This is a genomic window from Pseudomonas gebzensis (assembly GCF_034427815.1).
Lineage (GTDB): Bacteria > Pseudomonadota > Gammaproteobacteria > Pseudomonadales > Pseudomonadaceae > Aquipseudomonas.
Genome location: NZ_JAXQNS010000007.1, coordinates 1 through 24,269 on the forward strand (window position 1 = coordinate 1; position 24,269 = coordinate 24,269).

18 protein-coding genes are annotated in these 24,269 nt (G+C 64.9%); 8 read left to right on the top strand and 10 right to left on the bottom strand.

Features of this window, described 5'->3' with window-relative positions; translation table 11 throughout:
• Window positions 1-277: 277 nt before the first annotated feature.
• Window positions 278-721: a Cd(II)/Pb(II)-responsive transcriptional regulator gene (cadR, locus tag SJI00_RS14325; RefSeq protein WP_322462373.1), complete on the bottom strand. Its 444-nt coding sequence runs from the start codon at window positions 719-721 to the stop codon at window positions 278-280.
• Window positions 722-803: 82 nt separating this feature from the next.
• Between cadR and SJI00_RS14330 the strand changes: the two genes are divergently transcribed.
• On the top strand, window positions 804-3,251 hold the full coding sequence (locus SJI00_RS14330; protein WP_322462374.1) for a heavy metal translocating P-type ATPase: 2,448 nt from the start codon (window positions 804-806) through the stop codon (window positions 3,249-3,251).
• A gap of 467 nt (window positions 3,252-3,718) precedes the next feature.
• On the opposite strand, the gene yrfG is transcribed toward SJI00_RS14330, so the two are convergent.
• The gene (gene yrfG / locus SJI00_RS14335) at window positions 3,719-4,381 is read right to left on the bottom strand and encodes a GMP/IMP nucleotidase (RefSeq protein ID WP_322462375.1); all 663 of its coding nucleotides are present in this window, start codon (window positions 4,379-4,381) and stop codon (window positions 3,719-3,721) included.
• A gap of 63 nt (window positions 4,382-4,444) precedes the next feature.
• On the opposite strand from yrfG, the gene nudE reads away from it, so the two are divergent.
• Both nudE and cysQ read left to right on the top strand, forming a co-directional pair.
• Entirely contained in the window at window positions 4,445-5,011 is a 567-nt protein-coding gene (gene nudE / locus SJI00_RS14340) for an ADP compounds hydrolase NudE (RefSeq protein ID WP_322462376.1), read from the top strand.
• Window positions 5,008-5,835, top strand: a complete 828-nt coding sequence (gene cysQ / locus SJI00_RS14345) for a 3'(2'),5'-bisphosphate nucleotidase CysQ (protein WP_322462377.1) — start codon at window positions 5,008-5,010, stop codon at window positions 5,833-5,835. The genes nudE and cysQ overlap by 4 nt, the downstream gene beginning before the upstream one ends.
• Window positions 5,836-5,953: 118 nt before the next feature.
• Here the strand turns inward: cysQ and SJI00_RS14350 are convergent, their stop codons facing one another.
• The 3 genes from SJI00_RS14350 to SJI00_RS14360 are packed head-to-tail and all read right to left on the bottom strand — an operon-like array spanning window position 5,954 to window position 9,617.
• Complete coding sequence (locus SJI00_RS14350; protein ID WP_322462378.1) at window positions 5,954-6,409, bottom strand: YiiD C-terminal domain-containing protein; 456 nt, start codon at window positions 6,407-6,409, stop codon at window positions 5,954-5,956.
• The gene (locus SJI00_RS14355; RefSeq protein WP_322462379.1) at window positions 6,406-7,806 is read right to left on the bottom strand and encodes a sigma-54-dependent transcriptional regulator; all 1,401 of its coding nucleotides are present in this window, start codon (window positions 7,804-7,806) and stop codon (window positions 6,406-6,408) included. Before SJI00_RS14355 ends, SJI00_RS14350 begins: the two co-directional genes overlap by 4 nt.
• Window positions 7,803-9,617, bottom strand: coding sequence for a sensor histidine kinase (locus SJI00_RS14360; protein WP_322462380.1), 1,815 nt, complete (start codon window positions 9,615-9,617; stop codon window positions 7,803-7,805). Before SJI00_RS14360 ends, SJI00_RS14355 begins: the two co-directional genes overlap by 4 nt.
• A gap of 108 nt (window positions 9,618-9,725) precedes the next feature.
• Here SJI00_RS14360 and SJI00_RS14365 point away from each other — a divergent pair, with 108 nt between their 5' ends.
• The 3 genes from SJI00_RS14365 (at window position 9,726) to SJI00_RS14375 (ending at window position 15,716) form a co-directional block, all read left to right on the top strand.
• Window positions 9,726-12,626, top strand: coding sequence for an aminotransferase (locus SJI00_RS14365; protein WP_322462381.1), 2,901 nt, complete (start codon window positions 9,726-9,728; stop codon window positions 12,624-12,626).
• Between the two features lie 167 nt (window positions 12,627-12,793).
• Window positions 12,794-13,900 carry an agmatine deiminase gene (gene aguA / locus SJI00_RS14370; protein ID WP_322462382.1) on the top strand — a complete coding sequence of 369 codons (1,107 nt, stop codon included), beginning with the start codon at window positions 12,794-12,796 and terminating at the stop codon, window positions 13,898-13,900.
• A gap of 526 nt (window positions 13,901-14,426) precedes the next feature.
• Window positions 14,427-15,716, top strand: coding sequence for an OprD family porin (locus SJI00_RS14375; RefSeq protein WP_322462383.1), 1,290 nt, complete (start codon window positions 14,427-14,429; stop codon window positions 15,714-15,716).
• Window positions 15,717-15,879: 163 nt separating this feature from the next.
• On the opposite strand, the gene SJI00_RS14380 is transcribed toward SJI00_RS14375, so the two are convergent.
• Both SJI00_RS14380 and SJI00_RS14385 read right to left on the bottom strand, forming a co-directional pair.
• Complete coding sequence (locus SJI00_RS14380; protein ID WP_322462384.1) at window positions 15,880-17,262, bottom strand: ATP-binding protein; 1,383 nt, start codon at window positions 17,260-17,262, stop codon at window positions 15,880-15,882.
• Window position 17,263: 1 nt separating this feature from the next.
• Window positions 17,264-17,983, bottom strand: coding sequence for a response regulator transcription factor (locus tag SJI00_RS14385; protein ID WP_322462385.1), 720 nt, complete (start codon window positions 17,981-17,983; stop codon window positions 17,264-17,266).
• Window positions 17,984-18,190: 207 nt separating this feature from the next.
• Here SJI00_RS14385 and SJI00_RS14390 point away from each other — a divergent pair, with 207 nt between their 5' ends.
• Window positions 18,191-20,419: a TonB-dependent siderophore receptor gene (locus SJI00_RS14390; protein ID WP_322462632.1), complete on the top strand. Its 2,229-nt coding sequence runs from the start codon at window positions 18,191-18,193 to the stop codon at window positions 20,417-20,419.
• 54 nt (window positions 20,420-20,473) lie between these two features.
• On the opposite strand, the gene SJI00_RS14395 is transcribed toward SJI00_RS14390, so the two are convergent.
• On the bottom strand, window positions 20,474-21,121 hold the full coding sequence (locus SJI00_RS14395) for a C40 family peptidase (protein WP_322462386.1): 648 nt from the start codon (window positions 21,119-21,121) through the stop codon (window positions 20,474-20,476).
• 168 nt (window positions 21,122-21,289) lie between these two features.
• Here SJI00_RS14395 and SJI00_RS14400 point away from each other — a divergent pair, with 168 nt between their 5' ends.
• Window positions 21,290-21,709 carry a TM2 domain-containing protein gene (locus tag SJI00_RS14400; RefSeq protein WP_322462387.1) on the top strand — a complete coding sequence of 140 codons (420 nt, stop codon included), beginning with the start codon at window positions 21,290-21,292 and terminating at the stop codon, window positions 21,707-21,709.
• A 54-nt stretch (window positions 21,710-21,763) separates the two neighbouring features.
• On the opposite strand, the gene SJI00_RS14405 is transcribed toward SJI00_RS14400, so the two are convergent.
• Entirely contained in the window at window positions 21,764-22,459 is a 696-nt protein-coding gene (locus SJI00_RS14405; RefSeq protein WP_322462388.1) for an SPOR domain-containing protein, read from the bottom strand.
• Window position 22,460: 1 nt separating this feature from the next.
• Window positions 22,461-24,197, bottom strand: coding sequence for an arginine--tRNA ligase (gene argS, locus SJI00_RS14410; RefSeq protein ID WP_322462389.1), 1,737 nt, complete (start codon window positions 24,195-24,197; stop codon window positions 22,461-22,463).
• Window positions 24,198-24,269: the final 72 nt, after the last annotated feature.

The following is a 24,269-nucleotide window of genomic DNA, read 5'->3' on the forward strand; positions in this document are numbered from 1 at the left end:
TGGCTGTAAGCCCCGCTGGATGGGGGCTGCAGCGGTTTTTAGGGGCTGTAGGGCGGGGTTTTGCTGTGCAACTTCTTGCGCACTCACTCCTTACGGCTGCAGATTTCAAATGGGATCGGTTTGGAGATTTCAGGGCGCTATTCGTCCCTCTTTTTAAGCGATGGGTACTCGTCAAAATACCCGTCGAGAAAACGCTACTTCACAGGGGCTATGCAAACGTGTCGCCTCTGGAAGCAGTCAAAGATGGGCAGGTCTTACGCAGGGCTTGTCTCCCCCCTCAATGCCCGTGACTGCGCCCGACATGGGACGGCTCGGTGTCGGGCGCAGTGACGGCGCCGTTGACCTCCAGCTGCTGCAGGATCGCGCATTCGGCGCCTTGCTCGCGGCAGCGCTCGCGCAGCTCTACCAGCTGGCGCTGCAATGCCACCAGACCATCGATCCGCGATTGCACATGCTCGATGTGCTCATCGATCAGCGCGTTGACGCTACCGCACTGGCCATCGGGGCTGTCACGCAAGTGCAGCAGGCTGCGGATTTCGTCGAGGGTCATGTCCAACGTGCGGCAGTTGCGGATGAACGTCAGGCGCTCGGCGTGGGCCTGGGTGTACTGGCGGTAGTTGCCCTCGCTGCGCGCGGGTTCGGGCAACAGGCGTTCGCGTTCGTAGTAGCGAATGGTTTCGACAGCGCAATCAGTGGCTTTGGCCAGTGCTCCAATCTTCATCGACATTCTCCATGACGGTGCTTGACCCTATAGTGGCTACAGGGTGTTCACTTGGCAACAGGTGCCCTTTAAGGAAGATCCGATGAACTCGCCCGTCAGCCCAAAGCCTCGCCACGATCACGATCACGATCACGATCACGATCACGCGCATGCTGATGCCAGACACCCCAGTCAAGCCCCGGTGCAGACCGACGTCGAAGGCCGCGGTCCTGAATGTGCGCCTGTCGAAGGCAACGACCATCCTGACCGGGCGCCTGCCGACGCTGAAGCACACGGTCATGCCCACTCGCACGCCCACGAAGAGCACGGCCATGAGCATGCGCACGACCAGGCCACATCCCACGCTGGCCACAACCACGGCGCCGACGCCTGTTGTGGCACCTCGGCCGCCCCGGCGCACGTGCAGCTCACCGAGCAGGCCAGTGACGACGCCCAGTTCAGTCGCTTTCGCATCGAGGCCATGGACTGCCCCACCGAGCAGACCCTGATTCAGGACAAACTGGCCAAGCTTGCCGGCGTCGAGCAACTGGAATTCAACCTGATCAACCGCGTACTGGGCGTGCGCCACACCTTGGGCGGCACCGAGGCGATCGAGGGCGCCATCGCCAGCCTGGGCATGCACGCCGAACCCTTGACCGGCGATGACGCCAGTGCTGTCCCAGGCGCGGCGCCGCGCACCCGCTGGTGGCCGCTGGCATTGTCGGGCGTGGCTGCCGTGGCCGCCGAATTGGTGCACTTTACCCAGACCGGCCCCGAATGGCTGGTCGCGGCGCTGGCGCTGGTGGCGATCCTTGGCTGCGGGCTGAGCACCTACAAAAAGGGCTGGATCGCCCTGAAGAACCGCAACCTCAACATCAACGCGCTGATGAGCATTGCCGTGACCGGTGCGGTGCTGATCGGCCAATGGCCCGAGGCGGCCATGGTGATGGTGTTGTTCAGCGTTGCGGAACTGATCGAGGCCCGCTCGCTGGACCGTGCACGCAATGCGATCGGCGGTCTGATGCAGCTCAGCCCGGACCTGGCCACGGTGCAGCAGGCCGATGGCCAGTGGCGCGAGGTGGACGTACGCCAGGTGGCGATCGATGCGCGGGTGCGGGTCAAGCCTGGCGAGCGTATTGGTCTGGATGGCGAGGTGCTGAGCGGTCAATCGAGCGTCGATCAGGCGCCGATTACCGGCGAAAGCCTGCCGGTCGAAAAGGGCGTCGGCGACAAACTGTTCGCCGGCACCATCAACCAGGCCGGCGCGCTGGAATACCGCGTCACCGCGGCGTCAGGGCAGTCGACCCTGGCGCGCATCATCAAGGCCGTCGAAGAGGCCCAGGGCAGCCGCGCACCGACGCAACGCTTCGTCGATCAGTTTTCGCGCATCTATACCCCTGCGGTGTTCGCCGTGGCGCTGGCCATCGCCGTGCTGCCGCCGCTGTTCATGGGCGCGGCGTGGTTCGACTGGGTCTACCGCGCGCTGGTGCTGCTGGTGGTGGCCTGCCCATGTGCGCTGGTGATCTCCACCCCGGTGACCATTGTCAGCGGGCTGGCGGCGGCGGCGCGCAAGGGCATCCTGATCAAGGGCGGGGTGTACCTGGAAGGCGGGCGCAAGCTGGACTTCCTGGCCTTGGACAAGACCGGCACCCTTACCCACGGCAAGCCGGTACAGACTGATTTCCAGGTGCTGGATCCGGCGTTCGAGGCCCAGGCCCAGGCGCTGGCTGCCAGCTTGGGCGCGCGTTCCGACCATCCGGTGTCACGTGCCATTGCACAGTTCGGTCAGCAGCAAGGCTTGGCGCTGCGCGAGGTAGAAGCATTCGCGGCCCTGGCAGGGCGTGGGGTGCGTGGCGACATCGACGGCCGGCGCTATCACCTGGGCAACCATCGCCTGGTCGAAGAGCTAGGCCTGTGCTCACCGGCGCTGGAAGCCACCCTCGACGGCCTCGAACGTCAGGGCAAGACCGTGGTGCTGCTGCTTGATGCGTCGGGCCCGCTGGCGCTGTTCGCCGTGGCCGACACGGTCAAGCAGAGCAGCCGCGAGGCGATTGCCGAACTGCATGCGCTGGGCATCAAGACCCTCATGCTGACCGGCGACAACCCGCACACCGCGCACGCCATCGCCGCCCAGGTGGGCATCGATCGCGCCGAAGGCAACCTGATGCCGGCCGACAAACTGGCCGCTATCGAAGGGCTTTACGCCCAGGGGCATCGGGTCGGCATGGTGGGCGACGGCATCAACGACGCACCGGCTCTGGCGCGTGCTGAAATTGGTTTTGCCATGGCGGCGGCGGGCACCGACACCGCGATCGAAACCGCTGACGTGGCGCTGATGGACGATGACCTGCGCAAGATCCCGGCCTTCGTCCGGCTGTCGCGCCAGGCCAGTGCGATTCTGGTGCAGAACATCGTGCTGGCACTGGGCGTCAAGGCGATCTTCCTGGCGATCACCTTCGCCGGGTTCGCTACGCTGTGGATGGCGGTGTTCGCCGACATGGGCGTGAGCTTGCTGGTGGTGTTCAATGGGTTGCGGTTGTTGCGTAAATAGCCACTGATCGACGTCGACTGCACAGGGTGACACTGTCGCGCGCACACCGGTGTCGTGTTGAAGCACCGGAGCGTCCGCTCGCGGACCGCGTTTCTTCCCGAGAAGAGGCGCAGATAGGCGCTCGCATGACCCTGCCCACCGCGATCTCTGCAGACGCCAACCCACCGCGGTCCGTGTAGGAGCGAGCTCGCTCGCGATGACCGGCAAAGCCGGTCCTCTGGCCGCCACGCTTTATCTGCAGGTCATTCGTGCTGTCTACATTGGGGCGGCTTTGCCGGTCGCCTGGCTGGCATGCTTTATCTGCAGGTTATTCGTGTGATCTACATTAGGGCGGCTTTGCCGCCCTTCGCGAGCAAGCTTGCTCCTGCAGGGGCCGTTTTTTTGTGAGACGCGAGCATGCATTGGGGTTCGAATGAGCCCAAGGTCAAAGGTATCGCTGGGAGCGCCTGCCGTTGCAGGGGGCTTGGCTACAAGCCTTCCAGCAAAGCGCGGTAGTCATCCACCGCGGCAAATTCCTGGGTATCTCGGTCCGCCGCTTTGCTGTCTGGCTTGAGCACGGCCAGCAGGTGCGCCACGCCGAAGCGTCCGGCGCTGCGCAGGATCGCCAGGGTGTCATCGATGAACAGGCTACGCGCCGGATCAAAGCCCAGGTCAGCCCGCAATGCGTCCCAGAACTGCGGGCTTTCCTTGGGAAAGCCATAGTCGTGGGAACTGATCAGCCGCTCGAAGTACGGCGCCAGCTCCACCCGCTCCAGCTTTAGCGACAGCGAGTCGCGGTGGGCATTGGTGATCAGTACCACCTGCTTGCCAGCCCCACGAATCGCGCTCAGAAACGGCGGTGCATCGGGTCGCAGGGCGATCAGCTCGATCAGTTCCTGCTTGAGTTCACGGATCGGCAGTTGCAGCTCGCGGCTCCAGAAGTCCAGGCAGTACCAGTTCAAGGTGCCGGCATTGCGCTCGAACAACGGCTGCAGCTCCAACTCGGCCATCGCCCGGCTGACCCCATGCACCTCGGCATAGCGCTGTGGCAGATGCTGCAGCCAGAACTGGTTGTCGTAATGCAGGTCGAGCAGCGTGCCGTCCATGTCGAGCAACACGGTGTCTATGTCGGACCAGGGAAGAAGTGCCATGGGAAACTCTCGTAGGGTAAGCCAGCCACGGTATAGTAACCCGTTCATGCCAAGGAGCCTCCCATGCGCCAGAAACCCACCGTCTTGAGCCGCGAGATCGTCGCCAGCAGCCGCCTGTTTCGCGTCGAAGCCGTGCAGTTGCGCTTCAGCAACGGCGTCGAACGCACCTATGAGCGGCTGGTTGGCAGCGGGAATGGCCCGGGCGCGGTGATGATCGTGGCAATGCTCGACGCCGAGCGCGCGGTGCTGGTGGAGGAATACTGCGGCGGCACCGACGCCTACGAGCTGTCGCTGCCCAAGGGTTTGATCGAACCGGGTGAAGACGTGCTCGCCGCCGCCAACCGCGAGCTCAAGGAAGAAGCCGGTTATGGCGCGCGGATGCTGGAACACATCACCGAGCTGTCGCTGTCGCCAGGCTACATGAGCCAGAAAATCCAGGTGGTGTTGGCCAGCGACTTGTATGAAGAACGCCTGGAGGGCGATGAGCCTGAGCCGATGCGTGTCGACAGCATCGACCTGCGCGAGCTGTCATCGCTCGCCACCCACCCGCAGTTCTCCGAAGGCCGCGCCCTGGCGGCGCTGTACCTGGTACGAGACCTGCTCACCCAACGAGGCCTGTTCAGCGCATGAACGACAAACACTTGATGCTTGAGGTAGTCCAGCTCGCCCGTGTGGCCGGGGCGGCGATCCTGCCGTTCTGGCGTGCTGACGTGGCCGTGACGGCCAAGGCCGATGATTCGCCCGTGACCGCTGCGGATCTCGCCGCGCACCATGTGATCCTGGCGGGTCTGCAGGCCCTGGCGCCGGACATTCCGGTGCTCTCGGAAGAAGACTGCGACATCCCTCTGCAGGTCCGCGCCGGTTGGCAGCGCTGGTGGCTGGTCGACCCGCTGGATGGCACCAAGGAATTCATCGCGGGCAGTGAGGAATTCACCGCCAACATTGCCTTGGTCGAGCGCGGTGAAGTGGTGTTTGGCGTGGTGTCGATGCCCACCAGTGGGCGCTGCTATTTCGGCGGCCATGGGCTGGGCGCCTGGCGCTCCGAGGTGGGTGGAGAGGCGCAGGCGATTTCCGTGCGCAGCACGCTGGGGGCGGGCGAACGCTTCACCGTGGTGGCCAGCCGGCGCCACACCAGCGCGCAGCAGGAAACCTTGCTCGAAGGCCTGTCCCAGGCCGTGGGCGAACTGACCCTGGCCAACATTGGCAGCTCGCTGAAATTCTGCCTGCTGGCCGAAGGCAGCGCCGATTGCTACCCGCGCCTGGCGCCCACCTCGCAGTGGGATACCGCCGCCGCGCAAGGGGTGCTGGAAGGGGCAGGGGGCGAGGTGCTGGGGCTGGACGGGTTGGCGCTGACCTACCCGGCGCGCGAGTCGCTGCTCAACCCGTTCTTCCTGGCCTTGCCGTCGCTAGCCGGCTGGCGTGAAGCGTTGGTCAGATTGGCTGCAACGGTGTGAGCGCGAGCTTGCTCGCGAAAAAATGCCGTGGTTGATCAGGCAGGCTGGCTATAGCCCACGTGCTTTGCGAGCGAAGTCGCGCCTGCCGACAAAGCTGGCGCGGTGGATCATGCCAGCCTCAGCGGTGCAGCACATACTGCCCGGTGAAACTCACCGCCGCCGCCTCGCTGCCCCTGTTGCTCACGGTGGTGTGCAGGGTCAGCCGCGCCCGACCGCGGCGCTGGTACAGCGCCAGGAAGCGCTGCCAGAGCGCGTCATCGGGCGCTCTGCAGCAGGCCACTGCAGCCGTGGTCACCGGTAGCGGGTAGTCGATCTGGCCCTGCTGGATAACGATATGCCCATCGCTGACGCCCTCCTCGTGCAGCCGCAGGTGCAGCCAGCCCCAACCCGCCAGCACTGCCGCGCAATACAGACTGCCACCGAACATCGTGTGTTTGTGGTTGACGTTGGCGTCGAGCGGTAGCTGCAGCCGCAGAGTGCCGGCCTGCCAGTCGAGCACTTCCAGGCCCATCTCGCGCGTCAGTGGAATGTCATGGTGCAGCACCTGCTGCAGCGCCGCGGCCTCTGGGTTCATGGGCGGTGTTCCTCGTGATCGTCGTGGCCGCTGTGGCCCTCGAAGCTCAAACCGTGCTTGCGCAGCTTGTCGTGCAGGGTCTTGCGCGGCATGCCCAAGGCCTCGGCCAGGCTGCGCATGGAGCTGTGCGGCTGGCTCAGTTCGGCGGCAATCAGCGAGCGCTCGAACTGCTCGACCTGCTCGGCGAGCGGCCCGCTACGCAGCACCGGAGCCACACTGACAGGCGCCGGCGGCGGCGTGTCCAGGGCCAGCTCCAAGCCCAGGGCGAAGCGTTCGGCGGCGTTCTGCAGCTCGCGTACGTTGCCTGGCCAGTCATGGCGCAGGAGCATGGCGCGCTGTGCGGGTTGCAGCATGTGCGGCGGCAGACCATGGCGCTGGCTGGCGGCATCGGCGAAGTGCTGGAACAGCACCAGAATGTCATCGCCGCGCTCGCGCAGTGGGGCGATGCGCAGTGAGGCCACGTTCAACCGGTAGTACAAGTCAGCTCGGAAGCGCCCCTGGTCGGCGGCCTGGCGCAGGTCTTCCTTGGTGGCAGCGACGATGCGGATGTCGAGCGGGATCAGCTGGTTACCGCCCAGTCGCTCGACCACCCGTTCTTGCAGCAGGCGCAGCAATTTGACCTGCACATCCAGGCTCATGCTTTCGATTTCATCGAGAAACAGTGTGCCGCCGTTGGCGAACTCGAACTTGCCGATGCGCCGTTTCTGCGCGCCAGTGAAGGCGCCCGGCTCATGGCCGAACAACTCGCTTTCCACCACCGACTCCGCCAGCGCGCCGGCGTTGATCGCCACGAACGGCCCCTCGCGACGGCTCGACAGGTCATGCAGCGCACGCGCCACCACCTCCTTGCCCGCGCCCGTCTCACCGAGGATCAGCACGTCGGCGCGGGTGCCCGCCAGGGCACCGATCTGCTCGTGCAGACGCAGCATGGTGGGCGACTGACCGACCAGGCGCGTCGAAAGCTGCTGGCGGTCGCTCAGGGCCAGGCGCAGGCTGCGGTTGTCCAGCACCAGCCGGCGCAGGGCCAAGGCGCGGCGCACGCTGTCGAGCAGGGCATCGCTGGCGAAGGGCTTCTCGAGAAAGTCATAGGCCCCGGCGCGCATCGCTTGCACCGCCAGCGGCACATCGCCGTGGCCGGTGATCAGCAGCACTGGCAGCTCCGGGTCGCGGGCGTGCAGCTGTTCCAGCAGTTGCAGGCCATCGATGCCCGGCATGCGGATGTCGCTGACCACAACGCCTGGCCAGTCGGCTTCGATGCGCTCGGCCAGACCCTGGGCGTCGGTCAGCGAAGCGACCTTGAGCCCGGCCAGGTCGAGGGTCTGGCTCAGGGCCTGGCGCAGGTGCGGGTCGTCGTCGACCAGGATCACCTGGGTCTGGCTGTCGATCAGCGTGGTCATGCCGAAGGGTCCTCTGAAGATTGCAGGTTGACGCCCGCGGGAGCTACGCGCAGGCGCAGGGTAAGCAGCGCGCCGCCCTCGGGGTGATTGGCCAGCAGCAACTCGCCGCCCAGGGTACGCATCAGGCTGTCGCAGATGGCCAGGCCCAGACCCAGGCCCTGGGTGCGGGTCTTGGTGGTGAAGAACGGCTCGCGGGCGTGAGCCAGGGCCTGGCTGCTGAAGCCTGGGCCGTTGTCGCGGATGAGCAAGTGCACGTGCTCGTCGCGGGTTTCGGCGCTCAGCCACAAGGTGCGCGGGTTGGCCTTTTCGGTCAGAGCGTCGAGGGCATTGGCCAGCAGGTTGCCGAGCACTTGGCGCAAGCGCGTTTCGCCGGCCTGCACCCACAGGGTGGCGTCGGGCAGGTCGCGCACCAGCTCCACGGCCATGGCCCGGCGGCGCTTGGCCAGCAAGGCCAGGGCATCGTCCAGCGCCGGTTGCAGGGCCACACTTTCCGGGGCATGGCGATCACGCCGGGCGAAGGCGCGCAGGTGGGCGATGATCGAGGCCATGCGCCCGGTCAGCTCGCCGATCAGCTTGAGGTTGCCGCGTGCGTCTTCGGTGCGTTCATGGTCAAGCAGCACCTCGGCGTTCTCGGCGTAGCTGCGGATGGCCGCCAGCGGCTGGTTCAGCTCATGGCTGATGCTGGCGGACATGGTGCCGAGCACCGACAGCTTGCCGGCCTGGACCAGCTCGTCCTGCGCGCTGACCAGTTCCTGCTGGGCGTTTTCCCGCTCCAGCACGGCGCTTTTCAAACGGGTGTTGAGGCCTTCCAGCGCGGCGGTCCGTTCGATCACGCGCTTTTCCAGCTCTTGTCTGGCATGCGCCTCGAAGCGGATGCGGTCGATGTAGTGGCGCCGCCTTTGCATCACCAGGCCGGCCAGCAGCATCAGCACCAGCAAGGCGGCGCCACCAATGGCCATCACCGTCTGTACCGAGCGGTCGACCAGCGTGCGCGGGGCGAGGATGCTCACTTTCCAGCCGGTCTCGCGGATGTCGCGGGTCTGCGTGATCCAGGTCTCGGGGCTCAGTTGCAGCGGCTGCGGTGCCTGGGTGGGGTAGGGCTGGATGGCGATGATGGCCTGGCGTTCGGCCTCGCTCAGCGGGCGCGTGGCCCGGAAACGCCAGTCTGCGCGCGAGGTCAGCACCACCACGCCGTTGTGGTCGGTCAGCAGCAGTTGCTCGGGAGTCCGGCCCCAGAGGGTCTCGGTATGGTCGAGGTCGACCTTGACCACCAGCACGCCGATCACTCGGCCGTTGTCGCGCACGGCCGCGGCGAAGAAGTAGCCGCGCTTGGCCGAGGTGGTGCCTTGGCCGAAGAAGCGCCCCAGGTTGCCCTGCATGGCCTCGAGAAAGTACGGGCGGAAGGCGAAGTTACGGCCCACGAAGGAGTCGTGCTTGTCCCAGTTGGAACCGGCCAGGGTATTGCCGCTGACGTCCATCAGGTACATCACTTCGGCGCCGGTCTGCTGGCTGATGTCCTTGAGCAGGCGGTTGGCGTTGGTCACCGATTCCAGGCGCAAGGGGTCTTTCAGCACGCCGCGCAGCGCCGGCAGGTCGCTGAGGATCTGCGGCAGGGTTTCGTAGCGATGCAAGGTGCCGAGCAGGTTGGCGACGTACAGGTCGAGGGTCTGGCGGTTCTGCGACGCCAGTTGGTCCTGGTAATAGCGCTCGGCCAGGTGATGCAGCGGCCACAACAGCGGCGCCAGGCACAGCGCCAGCAGGGCCAGGCTGCGCCACCGGGGGCGTCGGGGTGGGGTCGGGGTGGGGATCATCGACAGTCGCGCCAAGGAAATAGGCGGTCATTATGCGCCACTTGCGTGTGCCCCTTGAATATCGGCAGGCGTGGTGGCGTTATAGACGGCAAAAACGAGGTCCGCGCGATGTCCCTGAGTACCCTGCTTCAGCGTTCCAGCTTGCCCAACCCGATCCTCAGCCCGGCCCAGGCCGGTGCTCTGGTGCTGCGCCACTATGGCGTGCGCGGTGAATTGCAGCCGCTGGGCAGCCAGCAGGACCTCAACCTGCGCCTGGACACCGGCCAACGTCGCTTCGTACTCAAGGTCTGCCACGCCAGCTATGCCGAGGCCGAGCTGGCCGCGCAGCATGCCGCGCTGGCGCATCTGCATGCCGCAGGCCTGCCGGTGCCGCAGGTACAAACGGCGCAGTCGGGCGAGGCGCTGCTGGCGCTGGATATCGATGGCCAGGCGCTGCGGGTGCGGCTGCTCGACTACCTCGAAGGACAATCGCTGAACGGCGTTGGCCATCTACCGACACGGCTGCTGGGCGAGCTGGGTGCGCTGTGCGGGCAGGTCGACCTGGCCCTGGCAAGCTTCGACCATCCAGGCCTTGAACGCACCTTGCAGTGGGACCCGCGCCACGCCAGCGCGTTGATCGAGCACTTGCTGCCGGTGCTCGACGGCGACCCGCGCCAGCGCTTGTTGCAGCAGCGCTGCGCCGAGGCCGCGCGGTGCCTGCAGCCACTGGTGGGCGATCTGCCGGTACAGGCCGTGCACCTCGACATCACCCCCGACAACACCGTCTGGGCTCGCGACGCTGAGCGTCAGTGGCAACTGCAAGGGGTGATCGACTTCGGCGACCTGATACGCACCTGGCGCATCAGTGACCTGGCCATCACCTGCGCCGGCCTGCTGGAGCATGTCGCAGACGATGCGCTGCGCATCGGCGAAACGGTACGCGCCTACCACGCGGTCAACCCGTTGCAGCCCGCCGAGTTGCGCGCGCTGTGGCCGCTGATCATGCTGCGCGCCGCAGTGCTGGTGCTGAGCAGCGCGCAACATTTGCGTGTGGACCCTGGCAACCCGTACATCCAGGCCAATGTGGCGTATGAGTGGCGCATCTTCGAGACGGCGGCGGCGATGCCTGCCGCGTTGATGGAGGGGGCGATACTGCAAGCGGCTGGCCAGCCTCTGGCAGACCTCGACCTGCGCCACGCCGCGCCGCTGCTGCCGGCGCTGGTCGGGCAAGCGGTGGCCCGTGTCGATCTCGGGGTGCTCAGCCATCACTGCGAAGCGGGTAACTGGCAGCAGCGCGGTTTCGATCAGCAGGTGCTCAGGGCGCAACCGGGGCTGGCCTGCACGCTGTACGGCCAGTACCGGTTGTCGCAAACCCTGATCGACTGTGCGGATGAACCCGCCACCTGCGCCTTGGGCGTCGAACTGAAGCTACCCACCGACAGCGCCCTATGCGCGCCTGAGGCCGGTCAGTGGCACGTCTTCGATCATGAGCGCGGCTGCCTGCGCACAGACGCGTGGTCGCTGTGGATAACCGGGCTGCGCGATACACCGGCAGACGGTCAGCGCCTGGCCTGTGGACAGGTCCTCGGGACAACCACTGGCCTGATCAGCGTGCAGCTCTGCCGCGCCGTCGACGTGACACCGCCTTTCTTCGCCAAGCCTTCTCATGCCAGCGCCTGGCGGGCCCTGTGCCCTTCGCCGCAGCGCTTGCTCGGCATCGATTGCAATGCCGAACCGGTGCCTGATGCCCAGGCCCTGCTGGCGCGTCGCGAGGCCAGCTTTGCCCGGTCGCAGAAGCACTACTACCAGCACCCACCGCAGATCGAGCGGGGCTGGCGCAATTACCTGATCGACCTGCAGGGCCGCTCGTACCTCGACATGCTCAACAACGTCGCGGTACTCGGTCACGGCCACCCGCGCATGGCGGCGGAGGCGGCGCGGCAATGGTCGTTGCTCAACACCAACTCGCGCTTTCATTACGCCGCCATCACCGAGTTCTCCGAGCGCCTGCTGGCATTGGCACCGCAAGGCTTCGACCGGGTGTTTCTGGTCAACAGCGGTACCGAGGCCAATGACCTGGCCATCCGCCTGGCCTGGGCCTATAGCGGTGGGCGCGACCTGCTCAGTGTGCTGGAGGCCTACCACGGCTGGTCGGTGGCCACCGACGCCATCTCCACCTCCATCGCCGACAACCCTCAAGCCCTGGCAACGCGCCCGGACTGGGTGCATCCGGTGGAGGCGCCGAACACCTTCCGTGGCCGCTTCCGCGGGCCCGACAGCGCGGACGATTACCTGCGCGACGTCGATGCGCGGCTGGCCGAGCTGGACGCCGAAAAGCGGCAACTGGCCGGCTTCATCTGCGAGCCGGTGTACGGCAATGCCGGTGGTATCTCATTGCCGCCGGGCTACCTGCAGCAGGCTTACGCCAAGGTCCGCGAACGGGGCGGGGTGTGCATCGCCGATGAAGTGCAGGTCGGCTATGGGCGGCTGGGCGAGTACTTCTGGGGCTTCGAAGAGCAAGGCGTGGTGCCCGACATCATCACCATGGCCAAGGGCATGGGCAACGGCCAGCCCTTGGGCGCGGTGATCACCCGGCGCGAGATCGCCGAGGCGCTGGAGGCCGAGGGTTATTTCTTCTCCTCCGCCGGCGGCAGCCCGGTGAGCTGTCGGATCGGTCTGGCCGTGCTCGAGGTGATGGACGAGGAAGGCCTGTGGGAAAACGCCCGCGAGGTAGGGCGCTATTTCAAGGCGCGCCTGGAAGCGTTGATCGATAAACATCCGCTTGTCGGGGCTGCGCATGGCTCAGGCTTCTATCTCGGCCTTGAGCTGGTGCGCGACCGTACCACCCAGGAACCGGCCACCGCCGAAACCCATCAGCTGTGTGAGCGCCTGCGCGACCTGGGCATCTTCATGCAGCCTACCGGCGATTACCTGAACATTCTCAAGATCAAGCCGCCGATGTGTACCACACAGGCCAGCGTCGACCATTTCGTCGAGTGCGTGGATCGAATCCTTGGCGAAGGGCTCTAGGACCAGGCCTGGACCGATACCCGGCCGGTACGCATCGAGCCGGGTTCTGTTCGAGGAAAGCCTGGGTCACATATCGAGCTTTAAAAGCAGATATTTATCGACTATAAAGCAGGTTCACGTTTACTCATCGCACCGGGGTTCCTGCCCGGGCATCGCAGAGGTCACCCATGAAAACCCGCACTACGACGCCGCGCGCCGACGGTTTCCACATGCCCGCCGAGTGGGCTGCGCAAACCCAGGTCTGGATGGTCTGGCCCGAGCGCCCGGACAACTGGCGCCTGGGCGGCAAGCCGGCGCAGGCTGCCCACGTCACCCTGGCCAAGGCCATCGCCCGCTTCGAGCCGGTGACCGTCGCCGTGTCGGCCGGTCAGTACGCCAATGCCCGCCGTCAGCTCGACCTGCCCAACATCCGCGTGGTCGAGATGAGCAGCGATGACGCCTGGGTGCGCGACACCGGGCCGACCTTCGTCATCGATGAGCACGGTGAAGTGCGTGGCGTTGACTGGGCCTTCAACGCCTGGGGCGGCTTCGACGGCGGTCTTTACGCACCGTGGAACCGCGACGCCGAACTGGCCACCAAGGTGCTGGAAATGGAGCGCTGCCAGCGCTACCAGACCGAGGGCTTCGTGCTCGAAGGTGGCTCGATTCACGTCGACGGTGAAGGCACCCTGATCACCACCGAAGAGTGCCTGCTCAACCGCAATCGCAATCCGCACCTGAGCCGCGAGCAGATCGAAGCGGTGCTGGCGGAAAACCTCGCCGTGGAGCGGGTGATCTGGCTGCCCGATGGCCTCTACAACGACGAAACCGACGGCCATGTCGATAACTTCTGCTGCTACGTGCGCCCGGGCGAGGTGCTGCTGGCCTGGACCGATGACCCGCAAAACCCCAACTATCCGCGCTGCCAGGCGGCGATGAAGGTGCTGCAGGCCAGCAAAGACGCCAAGGGCCGTTCGTTGATCGTGCACAAGATGCCGATTCCTGGGCCACTGTTCGCCACCGAAGAAGAGTGCGCCGGCGTCGACCAGGTGGTCGGTAGCCAGGAACGTGATCCATCGGTACGCCTGGCCGGTTCCTACGTGAACTTCCTGATCGTCAACGGCGGCATCATCGCCCCGAGCTTCGACGATCCGACCGACGCCAAGGCGCTGGAGATTCTCACCGCGCTGTTCCCTGACCACGAGGTGGTGATGATCCCGGGTCGTGAACTCCTGCTGGGCGGCGGCAACATCCACTGCCTGACCCAGCAACAGCCGGCGCCGGTAAAGCGCTGAGCAACAGGTAGGCGCTGCTGCCGGCGGCGAGCTCCCGCACTGATAACTCGGTTGTGGGAGCCCGCTGTCTTTCACTCCACCCACTCTGACAGACGGCCCTGGCTGCAACGGATCTGCCCGGATTGATCATGGGTGTCTGTCCTGAGCCGGCTTCACCGCCTATCGCCACTGAAGTCGCTCCACAAACCGGTGGCTACAGGCGGTCTATGAATCGAATGGGGTAGGTTCTGTCAGCGCTCAATCGCCCTTTCTTACTCACAGTTCAGAATCTTCCGCTTGAGAATAAATAACCTGTCTGCGTCGGATTTGCCCATCAAATCCACTGCCTGATGCGAGCTATTTGGTTATAAAGTTATGCATTTCACGATTTTTTGACATTTCCTGTAACTGCGGTCTAGGATTCGCTCCCTCGTGGCTGACCGGATTTGGCCAGCCTGCTACCCGTTGCGGTGTCGGCTCATCGTGCGCTGCGCGATGCCAGCCTGCCGGGTGAGCGTGTCTTGAGTTCGTGACTAAGGAAAACAACATGTTGAACACCAGGATCAGTCTCGTCGCCTTGGCCTTGATCGGCGCCACCCAGGCCCAGGCCAATGACCAGGCTGACAGCGCCGGCTTCGTCGAAGACAGCCACGCCAAGGTGCTGCTGCGCAACGCCTACATCAACCGCGACAAGAAACACGGCAGTTCAGACCAGGCCGAATGGGGCCAGTCGTTCATCGGCACGTTCTCCTCCGGGTTCACCCAGGGCACCGTGGGCGTGGGCGTCGACGCGTTTGGCCTGTACGCGCTGCGTCTGGACGGCGGCCGCGGCCGCAATGGCGGCGCGGGTGTCGACTTCTTCAAGCCCAGTGAAGACGGCTCCGGTCGCTCGCCGCATAACCTGGCTCGCGCTGGCGCCGCCGTGAAATTCCGCGTCTCCAACACCGTGCTCAAGTACGGCGACCAGATGCCGTCGCTGCCTGTGCTGCAGCACGACGACGCCCGTCTGCTGCCGGAAAGCTTCACCGGCACGCTGGTCACCTCCAAAGAGATCGAAGGCCTTGAACTCAATGCCGGCCGCTTCACCCAGGAAGCGCGCAAGAGCATGGAAGGCCGTGACAGCGGTGGCCTGAAGTCGATCAACGTGCTGGGCGGCAGCTACAAGTTCAACGACCAGCTCACCGGCTCGCTGTACACCTCGGACGTCGAAGATGTACTGAAGAAGCACTACCTGGGCCTGAACTACGTCCACGCGCTTGCCGATGACCAGTCCCTGACCCTGGACTTCAACGGCTACAAGACCGAGATCAACAACCGCTACGTCAAAGCCGCAGACCTGACCGGCGACCGCAACACCATCTGGAGCCTGGCCGCCACCTACGCCTTCGGCCCGCACGCCCTGACCCTGGCGCACCAGCGCAGCACCGGCAGCACTGGCTACAACTACGGCTGGTACCAGAACCGCGGTGGCGTAGGCGACGGTGGTTCGAGCATCTACCTGGCCAACTCCTACTGGTCTGACTTCAACGCCGAAGACGAGCGCTCCTGGCAGGTCTCCTACGACCTGAACTTCGCCGAACTGGGCGTTCCCGGCCTGACCTACAAAGTTGCCTACGTGCGCGGCGACAACATCAACACCCACGGGTTTGGTGAAGGCAAAGAGCGTGAAATCTTCAACCAGGTGCGTTATGTAGTGCCAGAAGGCCCGGCCAAGGACCTGTCGGTAAAACTGCGCAGCTCGATCCTGCGTACCTCCGACAGCGTTCGCCAGAATGGCTACAACGATGACGGCAACGAAGTGCGCCTCTTCGTCGAGTACCCGATCAGCCTCTTCTGATCCGTGACTGAGCGATAGGCACAAGCCCCGGTGAATACCGGGGCTTGTGCTTTTGGGAATCCGCTGACGCGATGCCTTTGCTCGGCTGGCTGTCGGGGTTGGCGGAGCGAGGCTGGCCAATCCTGTCGACGAGCGATCGGCCGGCGTCTCCATTACGGCGCGCTCAGCCCTGAGCGCTGCCCAGCGGCAACCACACACTGACCCGCAACCCACCCTCGGCACGATTGCTCACTTGCAGGCCACCGCCATGGCTGCTTGCGATACGCTGCGCGATGCTCAGGCCCAGGCCGTAGCCGCCGGAGGCCTGGCTGCGTGACGCTTCACCGCGCACGAACGGATCGGTGATGGTGGCCAGCAGCTCGGGGGCGATACCGGGGCCGTGGTCGTCGACGTACAGGTGCACGGCGCTGGCGCTGCGCTCGAGCTGCACCGACACCCCATGGGCGTAGCGCAATGCGTTGCCCAGCAGGTTCTGCAGGCAGCGCTGCAGCAACAACGGGTCGGCCTGTACGCTGCCGGCCGTGCCGTGAACGGTTAATGGTTCGTCATCGCTGGCCAGTTCCGCGCACTGGCGTGCGACCAGGCGGTCGAGGTCGACGGTGTGCAGTTGCTGTTGCTCCCCCGCGCGTAAGTAGTCGAGCACCTGCTGAATCATGTCGTCCATTTGCGCGATATTGCGCCGCAGGCGCTCCTTGTCTTCACCGTCTGGCAGGCGTTCCAGACGCAGGCGCATGCGCGTCAGTGGGGTGCGCAGGTCGTGGGAAACAGCGGCGAGGAAGTACGCCTTGTCGTTGACCATGGCGATCAGCCGCTGCTGCATGGCGTTGAAGGCGTGCGCGGCCTGGCGCACTTCCTGGGGCCCGTCGAGCGGCAACGGCGCCTGTTCCAGGTTGTCGCCCAGGCCGCGCGCCGCTTCAGCCAGCCGGCGCAGCGGGCGCAGGCACAGGCGCACCGCCACCAGGCAGACCAGCAACACGGCGACGATGCGCAGGGCGTACACGCGCAACACGTAGTCGCTGATCAGCACCCAGGCCGACTCACCGCTCCAACCCTGCATTTCCTGGCCGTCGATGGTCAGCCAGTGGCCGTCGGCCAGTGGCACGGCAAACTGAATATGCGCTTGCGCCGTGCGCAGGCCGAACAGGCTGCGCCAGACCAGCGGCTGGCCTAACTCATCGGTCAGTTGCACGTTGAGCAGGCGGGCGTTCTGGCTGTGGCCCAGTTCCAGGCGCAGCGCCTGGTGCAGCAGCAGTTCGATGCGCCGCCGACCGCGACGCTCATCCACCGGCACCTGTGGCGCGTGTTCCGCGCACCGCAGGTGGTAGCCACGGGGCACCACAGCGCGCTCGGCATGGCACTGGGCCTGGGCGATCAACGGCGCGCTACGGGCAGCCATCAGCCGCACCGGCGCTTCCAGCACCTGGGCGAAGCGCACGTCGAACCAGATGCTGCTGGAGACCAACTGCACCAGCAGGGTGCCGCTGACCATGATCAGCAGCAGCTGGCCGAACAGCGTGCCGGGCCACAGGCGCCGCAGCCAGCGCACTTCAGGTGTCCGCGCCGGGCTGCTCGATGCTGAGCAGATAGCCTTCGTTGCGGATGGTGAGAATCTGCACCGTGGCCTCTGGCGCCTTGCGCAGGGATTGGCGCAACCGACTCACGCACATGTCCACCGAGCGGTCGTCGGGCAGATGATCACGGCCGAACGCGCTGCGCGTCAGGTGATCGCGCGAGACGACGCGGTGGTTGGCTTCGAGCAGTTCGCGCAACACCCGGTAGTCCGAGCGCGGCAGGCTCAACACGTCGCCGTCGGGGCAGGTCAGTACCCGCTTGATCGGGTCGAGGCTGAAACCACCGAAAGCATGGGGCAGGTCACCGGGTGCGTCGTCGCGTGCGTCCAGGCGCTGCGGGCGGCGCAGCACCGCCTTGATGCGGGCGATCAGTTCGCGCGGCTCGAACGGTTTGCCGAGGTAGTCGTCGGCGCCCACCTCCAGGCCGATGATGCGATCGAAGGTGCTGCCTTTGGCCGACAGCATGATCACCGCCAGGCCCGGGTGGGCCTGCAACTGACGGCACAGGCTGAGGCCGTCTTCACCTGGCAGCATCAGGTCGAGCACCACAAGGCGCACCGGCTGCGCGGCCAGGTGCGCGCGCATTTGCTCACCGTTGGCCGCTGCCAGCACCTGGTAGCCGGCGTCCTTGAGGTAGTCGCAGAGCAGTTCGCGGATCTCGTCGTCGTCGTCGACGACCAGCAACGTCGTAGTCATCAAGCCAGTACCTGTGTGAAAGAGCGCCGGGGTCGCTCATTACGTTCGATTACATGCGCGTACAAAGCCGGGCATGGAGGGGGCGGGGTCGAGGAATAGAATCGCCGCAAAAACACAGCTGCGAATACGACGCTTTAGCAAATGAACCCAAGAGCATTATGAACCTGACCATTCACTTCACCCGAGGCAGCCACCGCCTTACCCCCCCTGGCCCTGGCCGTTACCCTGAGTGTTTCCGGCGCAGCTTTGGCGGCCGAGAACGCTACGCTGGACCTGGGCGTCATCAACATCGACGAGTCAGCCGTCGGCGCCGATGATACCGGGCAGCTAGGGTACACCGTCGAGACCACCCGTAGTGCCACCGGCCTGAAACTGACGCCGCGCCAGACGCCGCAGTCGGTCACTACCCTTACCCGTGAGCAGATGCAGGATCGCGATATCCACAGCATCGAGCAGGCGCTGGAAAGCGCGCCCGGGGTGAGCGTCAGCAAGATGGAAGTGGGTGGCCGCACCGAGTTTCGCGCCCGTGGCTATGGCGTCACGAACTGGAAGGTCGACGGTCTGCAGTTTCCCGGCGGCACCGACTTCAGCGGTGGCGGCAGTGCGCTGAACACTGACCTGTACGAGCGCATCGACATCGTGCGTGGTGCCAACGGACTGCTCGGCGGCACCGGCGATCCATCGGCCTCGGTCAACCTGATCCGCAAGGCGCCGACCCGCACCTTCGGCGCCAGCGCCTATGCCACCTACGGCAGCTGGGACCGCCGCCGCCTGGGCGCCGACCTCAACCTGCCGCTGTCCGACGATGGCCGTCTGCGCTCGCGTTTCGTGCTCACCCAGCAAGACGCCAACGCGTTCCGCGACAACGAGTCCGAGCGCTCGCGCGCCGCCCTGGCCAATTTCGCCTTCGACCTGGATGACGACACGACCCTCGGTGCGGGCCTGCAGTACGAGTACAGCAAGACCGTCGGCAGTGGCTGGGGCGCCAACTTCCCGATCTGGTACGGCGATGGCAGCAAGACCAACCTGCCCCGCAGCACCAACCTGGCGCCCAGCTGGAGCTATAGCGAAGTCGACACGCGCACCGCCTTTGCCTCGCTGCAGCATCGCTTCGCCAACGACTGGACGCTGAATCTGCAGGGCGCGCAAAGCACCCTCGATTCGGTGGGGCACCGCGGCATGGCCAAGGTCAATTCGGTGTCGCGTGGGGTGTTCGGCGGCTACTGGAACCCCGACGGCAGCGGCGCCGTGCTCAACGGGCTGCACAGTTCCACCGACACCACGCAGCAGTCGGCGCAGATCGATCTGTCCGGCCCCTTCCAGCTGATGGGCCGCAGCCACCAGGCCATGCTCGGCTACAGCGACAGCCGCACCGTCGCCTGGTCGCCGCAGTACAGGTGCAACTGGGTGAGCAATGCCGGCTACGGGGCGAGCACCACCGGCTGCATGTACCGCGCCAACAATGGCTTGCCGATCAGCAACTGGCACGATGGCGTGGACGATGACTTCGACATGCTGGTGTCCAGGACCGGCCTGCACAGCAAGGTCACCACGCGCCTGCAAGGCCTGTATGCCGCAACCCGTCTGAGCATCACCGATCCGCTGTCGGTGATCGTCGGTGCACGCACCAGCGACTACGCCTCGATCAGCCGCGACGTCAATGGCGGGCGCACCAGCCAGCACAACAACGGCGTGGTCACCCCTTACCTGGGGGCGGTCTACGACCTTGATGACACCTACTCGTTGTATGCGAGCTACACCGACATCTTCACCCCGCAAAGCGAAGAAACCGCCAGCGGCGGCAAGGTGGAGCCGATTCGTGGCCAGAGCTACGAAACCGGCCTCAAGGGGGCGTGGTTCGACGGTCGCCTGAATGCCTCGGCGGCGTATTTCCGCACCAAGCAGGAAAACAAGGCGGTCATGGATGGCGCGCAGAGCACGGCCAACGGCAACCAGGCCTACAAGGCCGGCACCGGTCAGGAAACCGACGGTATCGACCTGGAACTGGCCGGCGCTCTGACCCCGAGCTGGAACGTCTACGGCGGTTATACCTACCTGCACTTTCGCCAGACCGACGCTGATGGCCGCCAGGACCCTTCGCACCTGTTCAAGGCTTCGACCACCTATCGCTTGTCCGGCCTGCTTGAGCGCTGGACCCTCGGCGCTGGCGTCACCGCGCAGAGCAACATCCGCGCCGTGTCCTCGCCGGCCGGGCAGCCGGTCAACGGCGTGAGCCGGGGCAGCAGCGACGTGAACTGGTCGGGGTATGCGATCTGGAATGCGCTGGCCAAGTACCAGGTCACCGACGACACCAGCGTCAGCCTCAATGCCAGCAACCTGTTCGACAAGCACTACTACAGCCGCTACGGATTCTATGCCGGTGGCATCTACGGCGACCCGCGCAGCCTGTCGCTGACGGTGAACACCGCGTTCTGACGCAAACGAAAATGGCCCGCAGATGCGGGCCATTTTCTTGCTGCGCGACGCTGATCAGCGCTTGGCGATTCTCAGGTCCTGGCTGTTCAGCGGCTCCTTGGGCAGCACGCGTTTGGCGACCACGTAGTGCTTCTGCCAGTACGGCTTGTTCAAGGTGTCGATGCTCACGTTCTTACCGCGACGAGGCGCATGGATGAAGCGGTCGTTACCCAGGTAGATGGCAACGTGGTTCACCCGGCGGCTCTTGATGTTGAAGAAGATCAGATCGCCAGGCTTGAGGTCGGCCTTGGCCACCTTCACGCCATGACCCTGGGCCATGGCGCTGGAGGTGCGGGGCAGATCGACATTGGCCACGTCGTTGAAGGCATATTGCACCAGGCCGCTGCAATCGAACCCTTTTTTCGGGTTGCTGCCGCCCCAACGATAAGGGGTACCGAGCACATTGACGGCGCGGCTGAGTACCTGGCTGCTCTGCTTGGCGGGCGCGGCGGTCGCGGCCAGGCCATTCGTCTTGCTGACCACAGGACGGGCGCGGAGCGTGGTGATGTGCTTCACCTGAGGGCGCTTGACCACGGCGCTCGAGGCGCTGTGTACGGTCTGGCCGGTGAAGCCGTTAGGAAGACGTTGCTCACGGTTGGTGGCGTGGGCGGCCAATGGCAATAAGAGACAGAGGGTCAGCCATGTCTTGAAAAGAGGCGGCATAGATGAAGCTCATGTGAATGTTGTGGGGTTGGGCGCGCAACTTTATAACAGCTTTTTGATCCATTCCGGACCCGTTGGTCGATTGGGCCGCTACCGCCTGTCGGTCATCGTGAAAAAAGTCACAACTTTTTTTAGAGAATTTTCTGCATAAGCGGCGAGGTTTATTGAATGAATGGTTATGGAAACGGGCAGCCTGCTACAGGCACCCACAGTGTGCTACTGGGTTATCTGTTGTGGATCTTCGGCTTCACCGGCGCCCACCGCTTTTATTACGGCAAGCCCGTCACCGGCACGATCTGGTTCTTCACCCTGGGCTTATTGGGGATTGGCTGGCTGATCGACCTGTTCCTGATCCCGGCGATGGACCGCGAAGCCGACGCACGTTTTCAGCCTGGGCGCGTGGACTACAACCTGGCGTGGATTCTGCTGACCTTCCTGGGCCTTTTCGGCGCGCACCGCTTGTATCAAGGCAAGTGGATCAGCGCGATCATCTACTTCTTCACCGGCGGCCTGTTCCTGCTCGGCGTGCTGTATGACTTCTGGACGCTCAACCGGCAGATATCGGAGGTCAATAGCGGGCGCCGCTAAACGCACCAGGCAGAAAAAAGGCCTTGTCTCTGTGGGGAGGCAAGGCCTTTTTCATTACTGGCGGGTCTGTCGCTGTTGCAACAGCAAGTTGCTGAACCCGGCACCCCCCAGTTGCTTCTGGGCCACGGTCAGCTGCTCGCGGTTGCTGAAGGGACCGACCAGCACGCGGTACCAGGTCTCTTCCTTGACCGTTCCCGACTCCACCTTCACCGATTGGCCCAACAGGATGATCTGCGCGCGCACCTTGTCGGCATCGGCCTGCTTGCGGAACGAGCCGGCCTGCAGGAAGAACTGCGTGGTGGCCGCCGGCTTGAGCACGGGCGGCGCTGGCGGTGGGGTCTGGCCCGACAGGGCGGCCTGGGCGCGCGCGGTGTCGATCTTCGCCGCCTCGGCCGGCGTTACCGGGGTGACCGGTTGCGCAGGCACCGGCGGAGTTTTCTCCGGCACGGCCTCAGGCGGCACGATCACTTCCGATTCCGGCAGCAGGGTGTAGAAGTCGTACTTCGGCTTGACCGGCTGCTGCGGCGACGGATCGGTCTTGTTGGCCTCAGCGATCTTGCCGGGCTTCTGCTGTTCAGGCTTGGTGCGCTGGATGTCACCCGAGCCCGGCTCGAGTTTCATCAGGAACACCACGAAGGCGCCGACGGTCAGCCCGACTGCCAGCCAGATCCACCCCGGGATCGGCTTCTTGGTCTGGGCTTGCTGGCGGCTGGCGCCGCGCTTGGGGGCAGGTTTTTTCTTGGCAGCCAAGTTACATGCGCTCCAGGGTTTCCAGGCCAAGCAATTCAAGGCCCTGTTTGAGGGTGCGACCGGTCAGTGCAGCCAGGCGCAGGCGGCTTTGTTGCTGCTCGGGGGTCTCGGCAGTGAGGATCGGACAGTTTTCCCAGAAGCTGGAGAACAGGCCGGCAACGTCGTAGAGGTAGCTGCACAACGTGTGCGGAGTGCCTTTTTCGGCGGTGCTGTTGAGCACTTCGCCGAACTGCGCCAAGCGTGCGGCTAGTTCCTGCTCATGCGGCGCGTGCAGCACGATCTGGCCATCGGCCTCTGCAAAGCCTTTGCCCAGCTTGCGGAACACACTGGCCACGCGGGTGTAGGCGTAGAGCAGGTACGGCGCGGTGTTGCCGTCGAAGTTGAGCATCAGCTCGAAGTTGAAGCTGTAGTCACTGGTACGGTGCTTGGACAGGTCGGCGTATTTGACAGCGCCAATGCCTACCACCTCGCCGATGCGGCGCAGTTCCTCTTCGGGCAGGGTGGGGTTTTTGTCTTTGACCAGCGCGTAGGCGCGTTCCTTGGCTTCGTTGAGCAGGTCGATCAGCTTGACCGTGCCGCCGTCGCGGGTCTTGAACGGACGACCGTCGGCGCCGTTCATGGTGCCGAAGCCCATGTGTTCCATGCGCATTGGATGGCCGATGAAACCGGCGCGGCGGGCCACTTCGAACACCTGGTTGAAGTGCAGCGCCTGGCGCTGGTCGACGAAATACAGGGCGCGGTCGGCCTTGAGCACGTTGCTGCGGTAGCGCACGGCGGCCAGATCCGTGGTGGCGTACAGGTAACCGCCGTCGGCCTTCTGCACGATCACCGGCAGCGGGTCGCCTTCGGCGTTCTTGAATTCGTCGAGGAACACGCACTGCGCGCCCTGGTTTTCCACCAGCAGACCGCTGTGCTTGAGGTCGGTGACGACATTGGCCAGGTCATCGTTGTAGGCGCTTTCGCCCATGACGTCGGCCATCTTCAGCTTGACGTTGAGCACCTCGTAGGTGGCCTGGCAGTGCGACAGCGAAATGTCCTTGAAGCGCGTCCATAGCGCCAGGCAGTCGGCATCGCCGGCCTGTAGCTTGACCACCAGGCTGCGCGCGCGGGTGGCGAACGCTTCGGATTCATCGAAACGCTTCTTGGCGGCGCGGTAGAAGTTTTCCAGGTCCGACAGCTCGTCGCTGGTGATCGGATTTTCTTCCAGATAGGCCAGCAACATGCCGAACTGGGTGCCCCAGTCGCCGACGTGGTTCTGGCGAATCACCTGGTCGCCGAGAAATTCCAGAATGCGCGCGACGCTGTCACCGATGATGGTCGAGCGCAGGTGGCCAACGTGCATTTCCTTGGCCAGGTTCGGCGCCGACAGGTCGACCACCACCTTTTCCGCCGGGCCGTTTTTGCGCACGCCCAGGTGCTCGTCTGCCAAGGCCGCGTCCAGGCGAGCGGCCAGCGCGTCGGTGTTCTGGAAGAAGTTGAGAAAGCCCGGGCCGGCGATGTCGACCTTGCTGATGTCGTCGCTGGCCGGCAGCGCCTGGATCAGTTTCTCGGCCAGGTCGCGCGGCTTCAGGCCGGCGGGTTTGGCGAGCATCATGGCGATGTTGCTGGCGAAGTCACCGTGGGTCTTGTCGCGGGCGTTTTCCACCTGGATCGCTGGCGACAACCCTTCAGGCAGCACACCGTCGGCGACAAGTTGGGTGAGGGCTTGCTGGAGCAGCTGGCGAATGGTGTCTTTCATCAGGATCTCTTTTCGACCGCAAGCGCGGCGTGGCGCTGGGAGGCGCGGGTGGAAAAACTGCGCATTATCCGT

Bases quoted from the DNA above. Each gene is read 5' to 3' on its own strand.
- cadR (WP_322462373.1), bottom strand. From the start codon at position 721: ATGAAGATTGGAGCACTGGCCAAAGCCACTGATTGCGCTGTCGAAACC.
- argS (WP_322462389.1), bottom strand. From the start codon at position 24,197: ATGAAAGACACCATTCGCCAGCTGCTCCAGCAAGCCCTCACCCAACTT.
- yrfG (WP_322462375.1), bottom strand. From the start codon at position 4,381: ATGGCACTTCTTCCCTGGTCCGACATAGACACCGTGTTGCTCGACATG.
- aguA (WP_322462382.1), top strand. From the start codon at position 12,794: ATGAAAACCCGCACTACGACGCCGCGCGCCGACGGTTTCCACATGCCC.
- SJI00_RS14360 (WP_322462380.1), bottom strand. From the start codon at position 9,617: ATGATCCCCACCCCGACCCCACCCCGACGCCCCCGGTGGCGCAGCCTG.
- SJI00_RS14330 (WP_322462374.1), top strand. From the start codon at position 804: ATGAACTCGCCCGTCAGCCCAAAGCCTCGCCACGATCACGATCACGAT.
- SJI00_RS14350 (WP_322462378.1), bottom strand. From the start codon at position 6,409: ATGAACCCAGAGGCCGCGGCGCTGCAGCAGGTGCTGCACCATGACATT.
- SJI00_RS14385 (WP_322462385.1), bottom strand. From the start codon at position 17,983: ATGACTACGACGTTGCTGGTCGTCGACGACGACGACGAGATCCGCGAA.
- cysQ (WP_322462377.1), top strand. From the start codon at position 5,008: ATGAACGACAAACACTTGATGCTTGAGGTAGTCCAGCTCGCCCGTGTG.
- SJI00_RS14355 (WP_322462379.1), bottom strand. From the start codon at position 7,806: ATGACCACGCTGATCGACAGCCAGACCCAGGTGATCCTGGTCGACGAC.
- SJI00_RS14400 (WP_322462387.1), top strand. From the start codon at position 21,290: ATGAATGGTTATGGAAACGGGCAGCCTGCTACAGGCACCCACAGTGTG.
- SJI00_RS14375 (WP_322462383.1), top strand. From the start codon at position 14,427: ATGTTGAACACCAGGATCAGTCTCGTCGCCTTGGCCTTGATCGGCGCC.
- nudE (WP_322462376.1), top strand. From the start codon at position 4,445: ATGCGCCAGAAACCCACCGTCTTGAGCCGCGAGATCGTCGCCAGCAGC.
- SJI00_RS14365 (WP_322462381.1), top strand. From the start codon at position 9,726: ATGTCCCTGAGTACCCTGCTTCAGCGTTCCAGCTTGCCCAACCCGATC.
- SJI00_RS14395 (WP_322462386.1), bottom strand. From the start codon at position 21,121: ATGCCGCCTCTTTTCAAGACATGGCTGACCCTCTGTCTCTTATTGCCA.